Source organism: Marinilabilia sp., assembly GCF_016278715.1.
In the GTDB taxonomy this organism is placed as follows: domain Bacteria; phylum Bacteroidota; class Bacteroidia; order Bacteroidales; family Marinilabiliaceae; genus Marinilabilia.
This window is the reverse complement of sequence record NZ_JADQBH010000281.1, coordinates 1-12,537: the sequence shown is the minus strand read 5'-3', so window position 1 is coordinate 12,537 and position 12,537 is coordinate 1. Positions and strand designations below refer to the sequence as shown.

The 12,537-nt window shown below is 40.4% G+C and carries 14 protein-coding genes; all 14 read right to left on the bottom strand.

Annotation, left to right across the window (positions count from 1 at the left end):
* A partial coding sequence (locus QZZ43_RS17180; RefSeq protein ID WP_291861887.1) for a heavy metal-binding domain-containing protein occupies positions 1–657 on the bottom strand: 657 nt, incomplete at its 3' end.
* A 489-nt stretch (positions 658–1,146) separates the two neighbouring features.
* Positions 1,147–1,839, bottom strand: coding sequence for a DUF3347 domain-containing protein (locus QZZ43_RS17175; RefSeq protein WP_291861885.1), 693 nt, complete (start codon positions 1,837–1,839; stop codon positions 1,147–1,149).
* A gap of 116 nt (positions 1,840–1,955) precedes the next feature.
* The gene (locus tag QZZ43_RS17170; protein WP_220270787.1) at positions 1,956–3,242 is read right to left on the bottom strand and encodes an NAD(P)/FAD-dependent oxidoreductase; all 1,287 of its coding nucleotides are present in this window, start codon (positions 3,240–3,242) and stop codon (positions 1,956–1,958) included.
* Between the two features lie 36 nt (positions 3,243–3,278).
* Positions 3,279–4,391, bottom strand: coding sequence for an FAD-dependent oxidoreductase (locus QZZ43_RS17165; protein WP_181872033.1), 1,113 nt, complete (start codon positions 4,389–4,391; stop codon positions 3,279–3,281).
* Between the two features lie 85 nt (positions 4,392–4,476).
* A complete protein-coding gene (locus QZZ43_RS17160; protein ID WP_114436332.1) occupies positions 4,477–5,040 on the bottom strand; it encodes an AraC family transcriptional regulator in 564 nt (187 codons plus the stop codon).
* Between the two features lie 4 nt (positions 5,041–5,044).
* On the bottom strand, positions 5,045–5,737 hold the full coding sequence (locus tag QZZ43_RS17155; protein ID WP_114436331.1) for a DUF3347 domain-containing protein: 693 nt from the start codon (positions 5,735–5,737) through the stop codon (positions 5,045–5,047).
* A gap of 237 nt (positions 5,738–5,974) precedes the next feature.
* Positions 5,975–6,391, bottom strand: coding sequence for a hypothetical protein (locus QZZ43_RS17150; RefSeq protein WP_291861880.1), 417 nt, complete (start codon positions 6,389–6,391; stop codon positions 5,975–5,977).
* A gap of 184 nt (positions 6,392–6,575) precedes the next feature.
* Positions 6,576–7,388, bottom strand: coding sequence for a helix-turn-helix domain-containing protein (locus tag QZZ43_RS17145; protein ID WP_291861878.1), 813 nt, complete (start codon positions 7,386–7,388; stop codon positions 6,576–6,578).
* 125 nt (positions 7,389–7,513) lie between these two features.
* Positions 7,514–7,903, bottom strand: a complete 390-nt coding sequence (locus QZZ43_RS17140) for a heavy-metal-associated domain-containing protein (protein WP_114436329.1) — start codon at positions 7,901–7,903, stop codon at positions 7,514–7,516.
* A 121-nt stretch (positions 7,904–8,024) separates the two neighbouring features.
* Positions 8,025–8,366 (bottom strand): P-II family nitrogen regulator, encoded by a 342-nt coding sequence (locus QZZ43_RS17135; protein WP_114436364.1) that lies wholly within the window; start codon positions 8,364–8,366, stop codon positions 8,025–8,027.
* A 97-nt stretch (positions 8,367–8,463) separates the two neighbouring features.
* Positions 8,464–8,637, bottom strand: coding sequence for a hypothetical protein (locus tag QZZ43_RS17130; RefSeq protein ID WP_181872032.1), 174 nt, complete (start codon positions 8,635–8,637; stop codon positions 8,464–8,466).
* Positions 8,638–8,741: 104 nt separating this feature from the next.
* Positions 8,742–9,074 carry an LDCC motif putative metal-binding protein gene (locus QZZ43_RS17125; RefSeq protein WP_291861872.1) on the bottom strand — a complete coding sequence of 111 codons (333 nt, stop codon included), beginning with the start codon at positions 9,072–9,074 and terminating at the stop codon, positions 8,742–8,744.
* A gap of 85 nt (positions 9,075–9,159) precedes the next feature.
* A complete protein-coding gene (locus QZZ43_RS17120; RefSeq protein WP_291861870.1) occupies positions 9,160–10,962 on the bottom strand; it encodes an efflux RND transporter periplasmic adaptor subunit in 1,803 nt (600 codons plus the stop codon).
* Positions 10,963–11,120: 158 nt separating this feature from the next.
* Positions 11,121–12,362 carry a TolC family protein gene (locus QZZ43_RS17115; RefSeq protein ID WP_291861868.1) on the bottom strand — a complete coding sequence of 414 codons (1,242 nt, stop codon included), beginning with the start codon at positions 12,360–12,362 and terminating at the stop codon, positions 11,121–11,123.
* Positions 12,363–12,537 lie beyond the last annotated feature (175 nt).

The window sequence follows — 12,537 nt, the reverse complement described above, 5'->3', positions numbered from 1 at the left end:
CTTAAAAAACTGCCAGCTGGAATAGAAAACAACTGGTGTGGCCAGTATAAATTCAGTCCAACCCCATACTTTCCTGGAAGCAATTTCGTCCAACTTTAGCAAGGGGAAAAATTCCGACATGGCAATAATAAATATCGGGATAGTAAGTACTGTCGCCACCCAAAATTTCTTTGCCATTTTTTTGTAGGCTTTTTCTTCCTCGCTGGTTTCTTCTGCTTTTTCAGGCACCAGATCCATTCCGCATTTCGGACAGTCGCCCGGGTGATCCTGTTTCACTTCAGGGTGCATCGGACAGGTATAAATGGTTTTCTCGCTGCCGGAAACCGGACTTTCTTCTTCTTTTTTCAGGTGCATTCCGCAAACAGGGCAATCGCCCGGTTTATCGTAGGTTTTTTCGCCTTCGCAGTGCATGGGGCAATAATACTTTCCGCTGCCACCTGAATGTGTTTTATGACCAGTGTCATGTTTGTGTTTATCATGATGATGTTGTTCATGGTTGTCCTCATGCTTGTGTTCCCCATGATGATGATTATGGTTCTCATCGTCAACAGGCACCAAATGCATGTTGCAGACAGGACAATTGCCGGCCTTATCATACACTTTGTTACCCTCGCATTTCATGGGACAGTAGAATTTGTCATGCTTTTTTTCTTCCATGTTGTACAGTTTTTATTAGACTCCAAGGTTTCTTTTCTTTATTTCGTACTCTTCTTTGTCAATTGCACCAAGTTCATATCGTTTTTTGAGAAATTCGAAAGCTTTTTTTTGGGCTTCTGTGTTGTTAACTTTATTACCCTGATGGGGAGAACTGAGAACATTCCAAATTATGGCAACAATCAATAAAAGACATAAGAAATACAACCACCCAGAACCAAATCCGGCACCACCCGCTCCGTGCATTTTAACTCCTTTCTTTTTTATCCTATATATGAGTAATAGTCAGTGATTTTTAAGAATTTATCAATTTACTGTCCCCTTTTAAGGTTGAGCTAACGGTAGTCCGAAAATGGTTTATTTACTAAACGTAAGCCGGGCATTTTCAGATTTTATAGTTCCCTCATTAATCATTATACATAATTGTTATTAGGAGTATAATTTTATAGTTTCTTCCAAGAGAATCATTGTAGCAATTCAAAAACTTATGAATTATAATTCTTCCTTGATCTCGCCGCAAGTTGGCATTTTGGCTCCCATGTAAGGATTTCTGATTTCCTTGCTGTCACTTATCCAGTAGGCTCCTTTGTTATCAAGAGCCATTGGGCAGTAAGCAGCGAACAGATTACCCTGTTTTAATCCGAAGCTTTTAATGGTACAATACATAATTTCCGAAAGATGACTGAAATAGGATCGTTTATTTTCAAGTCCCGAGATATGCTTCATCTCTTTCAATTTAGTGTCATATAACGTTTTATGGTTTTGCCAAGCCTCCAGCCCTTCGCCTTCCAATTGTTCCGGAACCACCGCCGAAGCTTTTTCAGCCATTAAACCGACCGCTATATTTACAGCTTCTTCGTCGTCTGACACCAATGCATCTTTAAGTCTTAAATAGGCATCGATAACCTGTTCGAGTTCATTTTGTGTTTCTTTACCAACCGGGTATTTTTCTTCCAGGATTACAATATCTTTATGTGCAAAATTTTCTGCCAGACCGGAGTGTTGTTTGTGCATAATGTCAGATGAACTTTCATGTTCACCACCTTCTGACATAGAACCATGTTCGGTTGGCGTGACATTAGAGGAATCCTTTTTCTGCTTACTCCCTCCTCCGCAAGAAGTTAAAACCACAGCTAATGCGAAGGTTAAAGCTACCGCTAATAAAATTTTTCTTTTTGTCTTCATAATTCAATGTTTTAATGATTCTTATACGCTGATTTTCTTATTGAAATATTATAAAATGTAACAGTAAGTACATGCCCTGATGAGCCAACTGATAATAAAGGTTTCTGCAATTCCAATCAACCCTTCCCTCCGGGAGCTCTGCGGATAATTACTCTGTCACCCTTATCATAAGTGAAATAACTCCAAAGCCAGTTGATCGCAACCAAAATTTTATTCCGGATTCCCAAAATGGACATTAAATGAATGAACGACCATATCAACCAGGCATTGAAGCCACCTGTCTCCAGGTTCTTAATTTTGGCCACTGCTCTTTTTTTTCCGATTGTGGCCATTGAACCTTTATCGTGGTATTCAAACGGTATTAAAGGTTCCTTATTGAGGATTTTCATTAAGTTTGCAGCCAACGCTTTACCTTGTTGAATGGCCGTTTGTGCGACCATAGGATGGCCGGATGGATAATTTTCGGTTTTCATTTGTGCAATATCACCGATGGCAAACACTTTGTCCAGTGATTGAATTCTGTTGAACTCATCAACTGCCAAGCGGTTTTGCCTGGTTTTTACCCCTGAAGGCAATCCTTCAATGGAAGAGCCTTTTACCCCGGCTGTCCAGATAAAAGCAGCTGCATTCAGGTTTTTGCCGCTTTGTAGTGTTACAGTTGACCCGTTAAAAGATTTTACCGGGGCATTCAGCATAACATCTACCTTCTGGGCGGTCAGGTATTTCAGGGCCTTTTCTGAAAGTTTTCCGGGCATCCATTGTAATATCCTGTCCGATGCTTCCAAGAGGTAAATTTTCATTTCAACGTTCTTCAATTCTGGATAATCCTTTGGTAGAATATATTTTTTGAATTCGGCGAATGCTCCAGCTAATTCCACACCAGCAGGGCCACCGCCAACAATTGCTACGCTGCTCAATGTTTGCTTTTCTTCCTTTATACAAGTTATGGTTGCTTTCTCCAGGTTCTGCAAAAGTTTGCTTCGAATATCAAGTGCATCGGTAATAGTTTTCAAACCCTGTCCGAAATTTTCAAATCCTGAATTTCCAAAGAAATTGACTGCACTGCCACCTGCAAGCACTAAATAATCATATTTAATGTAACCAATCGTTGAGTTTAATCGTTTATTTTCCGCATCTATGCCCGTTGCTTCAGCCATTCGGTATAAAACATTCGGATTTTGGTTGAATAATTTTCGGAACGGAAATACAATGTTATCCGGTTCAATACCACTAGTAGCGACCTGATATAACAGGGGCAAAAATTGGTGGAAATTATTTTTGTCAATAAGGACAACCTGCACTGGCATATTTTTCAACCTCTTAACAAGGTTCAGGCCTGCAAAACCACCTCCCACGACCACAACCCTGGGGTAATCAGAGTCAGGAATACATATTCTGCCCATGTCAACGCAATTTATGTTTTCAAAATACTCCATAGATTAATAGTTGGTTAGATTTTTAGAAGTCTCTTTCGATGTTTTCAGGAATTGACTGGCACTTAAAACAGCCTTAGCTCCCTCGCCCGAGGCAATGATGATTCTTTTGCCATAGGCATCGGTAACATCCCCACAGGCATAAATTCCCTCTGTACTTGTGCTGCAATCTGCATTGATTTTGATTTCTCCATTTCTGTTCAGTTCAACCAGATCCCTGCAAAATTCTGTGTTGGGGAGAAAACCCACCTGGATAAACACAGCCTGACAGGAAATTACCACGGGATCTTTTTCACGATCCTGTTCCGGTCTGATGGAGATACCTTTGACCTTATCTTCTCCCAAAATTTCAGTGACATCATGTTCTTCGATGAGGTGCATATTTGGGAGTTGACTGATTTTTTCTACATCCGTTTTATCGGCAATGAGTTTTCCCTGGGTTACAATGGTAACATTACAGTTATTATTCTGTAACTCACTGGCTGTTTGTAAAGCTGAATTACCACCACCAACCACCACCACATCTTTTCCATCAAGCAGGTTGAGGTCTTGTACAGATTTGTAGAATATTCCTTTCCTCTGTAACCTGTCTTCCCCTGTTATCCCGAGCTTTCTCTTTTTCATGCCGGTGGCAACGATCACGGCTTTTGAATAGAAAGTTTGTTTTGATTTTGTTGTAATGACAAACTTTTCATTTTGTTTTTTAATTCTTGTCACAACATCTATTTTGTGCGACAAAAAATGTTTCTCGAGAAACTGATCCCTGAATTTATCTACCAACATCTTACCGGTAATAAAGTCGAAACCCATATAATTCCTGACCTTAGTGCTGTCAATTGCTTGTCCTCCAATGTCATTGGCAATAAAAAAAGTATTGATTCGGGAGACAGAAGCGTAAACAGCAGCAGTTAAACCGGCCGGACCTCCACCAATGATAATTAATTCAAACTGATGGTCCCCGAAGAAATTCCATGGTTGGATTTTAAACTTATGGAGACATCCTTCCGAACAGAAGTAAAGGGTTTTCCAACTGTATTCAACAAAATAATTGCCATTGTCCACTCTCATATTGCAAACAGGACAATTTCCGGTTTTATTATAATTTTGTACAGGTTCCATACTCATATATTTTTAATAATGACACGCTTTTTGCATATTCACTCTTCTACAACTAAAGACTATCATCGTGCTCTTTTTCTTTGTTTTAAAGCCCCTGAGTAGAATTATGATTTGGCTGATTGTATAGTTGTTTGAAATAGGTTGTACTAAAACCAGTTACTTTTTTAAACTGGCCGGAGAGATGAGCTACACTACTAAACCCTAATTCCCATGCAATTTCAGTCAGGGGCTTATGATCATAAAGGATTAACTTTTTTACCCGTTCGATTTTAAGATTTATAAAGTATTTTTCAATTGTGACACTCTCAACCGATGAAAATAGTGAACTCAGGTATGAATAATCAAGGTGTATTTTGTCGACTATGAAATCAGATAAGTTGCGTTTTTCCTCCCATTCATTTTGATAGACATAATCTATAACCGTTGTTTTAATCTGCTCTATTAAGCGGGTTCCGGAATCATTGATAATCTCAAAACCGACATTTTTCAAATTTTCATTAATTTTATTCAGGATCGTGTCGTTAATTTCGTCGTAGGTTTCAACTACTCCTAATCGGATCTTGCTGACTTTTATTCCGGCATCCTGGAAAATTTGTTTAACCGCCATAATACAACGGTTACAGACCATATTTTTTATTTTTACTTCCATCTGTCTATAATTGTTCCTTAATTTCTTCGCAACGGTGCAATTCTCCACCCATGTACGGATTATGGAAAATCTTTCTGTCGCTTATCCAATAAGCCCCTTTTTTATCAAGTGCCATTGGGCAGAATATGGCAAACAGGTTACCACTCTTTAAATCAAAGCTTTTAATGGTGCAATACATAATTTCTGAAATATGGCTGAAATAGGAAAGTTTGTTTTCAAGGCCTGAGATATGCTGCATTTCTTTCAACTTTGCCTCATAGAGTATTTTATGGTTTTGCCACGTGTCAAATCCTTTTCCTTCTAATTGAGAAGGAACTACGGCCGACACTTTTTCAGTCATCACTCCAACCATTTTGTTCACCTCATCAATGTCTTCTTTTACCAATGCATCTTTTAATTGTAAATAGGCATCAATAATTTTTTCCATCTTGGTTTTGGCATTTTCGGAAAGCTGGTAGGGTTGGTCAAGAATGACAATATCTTTGTGCGAAAAGTTTTCCGCCAGGCTGTTGTGTTGTTTGTGCATTTTATTTGTTTCTTTTTCGGCATCAAGGGCTTTCGATACAGGCATAGACCTTTTGTCAGATGGAATTGATTCGGAAACTTTCTCTTTCTGCTTATCGCTGCCCACACATGAGGGTATGATCAATGCGAAGGAAAGGGTCATCAAAACCATGAATCTTACTTTTGTATTCATAAGTCAACTTTTTTAATGGATGTATACAATATCTTTATCTTTGTCAAGTTAAAATTGAGTTCTTGCTGATGGTTTTGAGTTTAGGATCAACAGCAAAAAATTTATGTGGGTTGGGTTTATTTTTTCAATCAGAAATGAAGGGTTTAATTCGAAGGGATATTAATCTATCTGATTGATTCCAGAACAAAACTGTAGAGAATAGGGCCTAATCTAACGGTTGCCGTAAATACCTGGGTTTCAAAAAGAAAATATCAATGTTTCATCTTTCCCTATAAAACCATCTTGAGAGTGCCTGAATATTAGCATGTTTTTGTCTTTCTGTGTTTCAAATATTTTCAGGCTGTTGCTATTTGGTACTTTTAGTAAAGATTCACCAGTTTCGTTTACAATGTTCAAGGTGTATGTTGCTGAATTTGATAATTTTTCAGGGTCTTCAAAACTGTCCAAATTTGAATAATGCACACAGGAATATATTACCTCAACCAGGGTGTCATTGTTAAATTTATCCACTGAAACATGTTTAATTTCTTCCAGTGTGTGTCCTTTAGGTAAAGGAAGAGAAACTTCTCTCCATAATGTTTGATCCAGGTCATATATCAGGATTTTTTTTCCGGGCTTATTATATCGGACATATTTTATGGCGCCATCTTCCATTTGAAAAGTTTCATATATTTCACTGAGTGTGTTTTTGTATTTGATTTGTGAAAAAACATCAGTTGAAGAGATGATGGCTAACAGGAGAATGAATTGTTTAACTTTCATGACTCATGGTTTTAGAATTGAGTAATACTTTTTTACGTCAAATTTGCAACAACAACTAACTTTGCCAGAAATAAACTTATGCCAATTGTCTGGTTTGCAGATATTGGACCGTTTCCTTGGTTGTTAATGGGTTTGTAATATTGCCGGTTCTCAGGTAAAAAATGGTTCGGTTACCTTCCTGCAGATAAATTGGATTGTGAGCTGAATTTATATGGATGAGGCATATTTCCCGCGATTCCAGGTTCTGAAAGGTTATATGGACATTGGAACATATATCCTTTCCAAAAGCATTGGAAATTAATGTAATTACCCTTTGTTGAAATCCGTCCTTATTTTTCCTTTTTAAAGTCCAGTAATCGTTTTCAAGGCCCAGTGTTTTGCCCTCATCGTCAACCCCAATAATTAATATTCCTCCCTTGCCGTTTAAGAAACCTGCTATTTCTTTCAGAATCACCGTCTCTAAATTTTTGTCAGTTTTAATTTGCCGGTAATCATACCGAAGGGAAGATTTAAACTCAACATAATCATTTTGGCCACTTGCAATAAGTGAAGGAATACTTTTGTTAAGTAGTTGTCGATTGCCAAATAATCTATGCTCTCTTCTTTTGAGGGTACGACTGTAAAATCCGGAACCGAGACCACCTAATAATCCAATAATGGCAAAGGCCGCAGACATTTGTGACATCTCAGGACTGAATGACTCGAACACTAAAAAGTTAAATAGATATTTGAAGTTTTCGAGATTTAATAAATAATCATTTCCTTCGAACCAGAAGATGCTCATGGCTATTGGATGCAATAAGAAGAAGCCAAGAATAATTCCAAAAACAGGATGAAGGATTAAATCTTTATTGCTGTTTAAGATGTATTTGAAGGTAGCTGGTTTCATCATTTAGAATTTAAGTAAGAATGCATTTTGGAATTATCAAATACAAAACAGGGGAAGCTGAAAGTGATGGAATAATAGCCTCCCCCGGAAAGTATAAACTCAGGGAGAGACTATTGAATTAAAGATTAATGGCAAGAATGTCCATCATGGTTATGTTCTTTTTTACCATGGGCATCCTTCTTTTCCATGCGCTCGTATTTGCAACATCCCGGAAGTTTGTCATAAGCTTCATCTGAAGCTTTATGTTTTCCGGTATCATGTCCCACTTTGGCAATGGCTTTTTGAATGTCGTCCACAGAAGTTTTAGATTTGTCAAAGACAACTGTTGCCATCATTGATTCCTGATCCCAATCGGCCTTGCTCACGCCTTCCACTGAATTTGCAGCCTTTTCTATTCGGGATTCGCACATGCCGCATTTGCCTTTTACTTCAAATTTTTCGGTTTTGCTCTGAGCAAACATTGCTACCGAACCAATCAGGAATACGGTAAGCAGACTTAACATTTTTCGTTTCATAACATTTTAATTTTTAAGAGTGAATAAATAGAATTGTCATTGTTTAAATAATTGGAAACCAATGCCAGGGAAAAGCCCCATGATGATTCATTTATTTTCATCGATGCATGGTCATTGGTTTCTAAACTGATTCAACACCTGAATCATTATTTTTAATTTTATGAACTTCATCGACAGAAGATATCAGAATTATCCCATCTCCCTGATAACCGGTTCTGCCTTTTTCACGAATGATGGCTGTTACCTTTTTTTTGTCACTGTTGGGAACCAGAATTTCTATTTTGGTCACCCTACAGGCATCGGCAAAGGGATATTTTTCACTGATATGGCTGTTTTGGCTGTCGGTATATTTTCCCGTTCCGTCACATTCGACCAGGGTCATAGCGCCAAATCCTTCCAATTTGAGAGCGTTATAAACTTCTTCTAATTTTCGGTGACGGATGTATGCTTTAATTAGTTTCATGAGCATAAAATTTTTAAGTTGCTGATAATATGGAACCTGCATGAGGGGTTTTATGCATGTGTTTATGTAGAACCTTTGTCATGCTAGTTTCATAACTTTATTTTTTACAATCGATTAATTCACTTGCGGCACAGCTTGCACATTCGGCTGTTTGGTCATTTCCCTGTTCATCCTTGTTGTCATTTTCTGAATTGTTGGCAAGTGATAATGCTAACAAGCCAACTGCAAGTATCAACAATAATACGGTAGGTAATAAAATGTCCAGAATCATAGTAATCCTCCTTTCTTTTGATTTCTACTGTAAAGTTAATGAAGGGGCCCTGGCCTGGTGTTATATAATTTATTGAAAAACTTACATCAGTAGGTGTTTTACCCTTAATTTTTAGGGACTTTCGGGTTACAGCAGTCAGGCTTGCCTCCTTTAAAAGCTTCTTTGTTGCCTTTTGCGAGGTATTGTACTAATTTTTGAAACCACCCGCGGGATTTGTTTGTGTCATCCAGGATTGTAAATCCTGCATTTTCCAGTTTTTCTCTTAGAACATTTTTGGTTTGGACATAGCCATTGTAGGCAATGATTACTTCCTTTTCTGAGGCCTTTACCTCTGCAACTCCTTCCAGTTCGGACATTTGGTGTGTGATTTCGGAAATGTCTTTATCCCATAATGGGGTTGAAAATTGAAAAGAACTCGTTGTGATGCTTTCGTCCATGGCTGTTTTGTTTTTGAGTTTTAAATAAGAGGAACGACATGCGGGAAATGAATGCCGCTCCTCTCGCTGCAAATCCACTCTGCAATTATTTCAGTTTGTCTTTCACTTCTCCGCACTCCAGCATCATATCGCCATAGTAAGGGTTGCGGATATTTTCCTCGGTGCTCAGCCAGTAAGCGCCCTTGTCGTTGTTGGCCATGGGGCAAAACTGGTAGTAAACGGTTTTTCCGTCCAGTCCGAATGCTTTTATTTTAGTGAATAATATGGGGTTGAAATCCACGAAAGCCTCTCTTTGTATTTCCAGATCATCTGATTCGCTGATGGTTGTCAAAGAAGACTCCATTTTGTCGAGGTTTTCCATCCAGAACATGTGGGCATCGCCTTCGAGCAGTGCCATGTCGGTATTGTTGAGTGCCCGGAGGGCTCCCTGAGCTTCGCTGGCCGATTTCCCCGCATCTGAAGCAACCAGTGCATCTTTCATTGCAATGTATTGATCAAAGAGAGCTGTCAGCTGCTTTTTAAACTGTTGTGGGGCCTCATAATTGGGAATCTCCATTTCTTCAGCGGGTGGACTGGTGCTTTCCATCTCTTCCATCTCTTCCGAAGACATACTGCCATGGTCATGTCCCGTGGCGGGTTTTCCACCTTCCGGACTCATCATACTTGGTTTTCCTGCCAACTGGGCAGCGGCATCGATGCTGAAAGTCCCGTTGACAGCAATTTCCTCACCCGCTTTAAGACCTTCTTTTACAATGTAGCTGTTGCCAAGATCGTGGCCCAAAAGCACCTCACGCATAACGAAGCTAACATTGTCTTCGGTGCTTGTTTTGACATAAACCACAGAACGCTTACCTGTCCACATTACAGCTGACTTGGGAACAACGATACCTTCTTCAGCCCCTGAAAGTCGGGCCTCGACTTCGCCCGAAACAAACATTTCAGGCTTCAGTTTAAGATTCGGATTGTTGACCTCAAGGCGGGCTTTGGCCACCCGGGTTTTGGCGTCAATAACCGGATCGATGTATGAAATCTTTCCTGAAAAAGTTTCTCCTGGGAGGGAGGCAACTGTAAATGTCACTTCATCTCCTTTGTTGATCCAGGAGATGTCACTTTCATATACATCAAACAGTACCCAGACAGTTGATAAATCGGCGATTTTGAAGATTGTTTCTCCCCGTTTCACATAGTCACCCAGATTTACAAGTTTTTTGGTTACGTACCCTGAGACATCAGCCAATATTGGTAGTTGCTCTTTCAATTCTCCCGAATCAAGAATCTTTTCAATTTGTGCATCGGTGAGCTTCCAGTTTTTCAGCTTTTCATATGATGCCCTGTACAGCTCTGGTTGAGTCTCTTTCAGCTCCCTGGCTTCAAATAACTCTTCCTGGGCCGTCACTAATTCAGGGGAATAGACATACGCTATCGGCGAACCTTTTGTCACATACTGACCGGTAAAATTGATGGTCAGTTTTTCAATACGACCGGGCACATGTGATGTCTGGGAATTGACCTGTCGCTCATCAGCTTCTACTTTTCCGTCAAGACGAACGGTTTTATGTGCCATTCCTTTGGTCACTGTTTGCGAATGGATATTGGCCAGCTGCATAGCTGTGGGGGACATGCGGATTTCACGCGGATCAGTCTCACTTTCATCTTCTTCCAGCGGGATAAGATCCATTCCGCAAATGGGGCAATCGCCCGGTTCGGGCTGCTTAATCTGAGGGTGCATAGAGCAAGTCCAGGTGGTTGATTCTCCTGCCTCAGCTTCGGTGTGTTCATGATCGTGGGTCGATTCAGAATCAGAACCGCCAAAGAACAGCCAGCCCAGTAAAAGTCCGGCTACCAAGGCTGATCCAATGATGATTATGCTTTTTTTATTTGTATTCATGATATTTGGTTTTGAGCCCTCTAAATCCGGCCCCCTAAATCCCCCCAAGGGGGACTAAAAAAGAGGGGGACTTTAAAAGGCTTCTATGGTTTGAATTTTTGTCTAATCTCTAACTTCCAGTTTCTAGCCTCTAACGATAAATCTCTAGCCTCCGGTTTCTAATTTCCGCTTCTCCCCATCACATATTCCAACCTCGCTACAGATGTTTTGTACTGACTTATCGCCGCAGCCTTTTTCTTTTCATACATTAATAGTTCCTGTTGCATGCGCAAAACCTCCTCAAATTCTTTCCCGGAATTGGCGTAAGATGTGGTTAGTAACTTCAGAGTCTGACGTGTTGTTTTTATCTGATCGTTGTACAGATTAATGAGCTGGTCTTGTTTGTTTATTTCGAACCAGACGTCCTCGTATCTGGAAACCAGATTGTTGGAAAACTCCTCTTTTTGCAAGGCCAGACTTTCCTGTTTTAACTGAGCCTCCTTTACAGCCGCATTGTATTTCTTCCGGAAAATTGGGATGGAAACCGATACCATTGGCATAATTACATCCCGACCGTTGTTTTCTACCTGCATGTCGGTGCGTTCACCAACAGCTACATAGTCAAGACCGACACCAAATTTGGGATAACCGTTCTTTCGGGCAGCTGTTTCGGCGGCCTCATACGATTGACGCATCAGTTCCAGCTTTTTCAGTACAGGATGTTGATTCATTAGTGAATCTTTATTCTGATGAAGCGGAAGTGAATCTTCCTGTTTTTCGACATCAATGGTTACTTCTTCATCTGCCGGCCTGTTCAGCAACTTATTGAAAGCGGTAACCAGTGGTTTCTCCTCTTTATTAAGGATATCCAGATTGGTGGATGCATCTTTCAGCATGATATCCACCCTCAGCACATCCACCATGGAACCTTTGTCGTTTTCAAAATTGCGGGAGGAAATGTTCTTGTACGATTTGAGGATTTCGATATTTTCCTTCTCAATTTGTTTCCACTCGTTGAGTTTGTAGATTGGATAATAAGCTGCAGCCACCCGGTAGTAAAGCTGGTTGCGTGCATCTACAAATCCCTGGAATTTGGCTTCTGCGGCCAGAGCGGCTGCATCCTCTTTCGCTTTGAGAGTCCCAAACCACGGGAACATCTGGGAAAGTGAGAATTTTGCCTTCTGTGGCCCCAGTCGCGTTTCCACCGGAGACACAAAATACCCGAAAGAAAGGGTTGGATCGTCCAGCGAACTCACCTGTGGAACACGCTCAAGAGCGGCCTCAAACTCCTTGTATTTTGCCTGCAGACCGGGATTGTTTTCGGCGGCTGCGGCGAAATAGGTCTCCAGGGTTTGGGCGCCGGAACTTCCGAGTCCCAAAAGGAGTAATGCCGGGATTAATATTAAATGTTTTATTCTCATCGTTATATTTTTTGTCGGCCTCTTTTAAGGCCTGATGATTTTTTCTTTTGATCATCTCGCCCCGGGGTCACCCCCGAGGGCTGATCGTCTATCCCCGGGCTTGCACCCGGGGTCTTTTTATCCCCCCCCCCGGGCTTACACCCGGGGTTTTCGCTATTCGTGCCCTTTGGGGCCG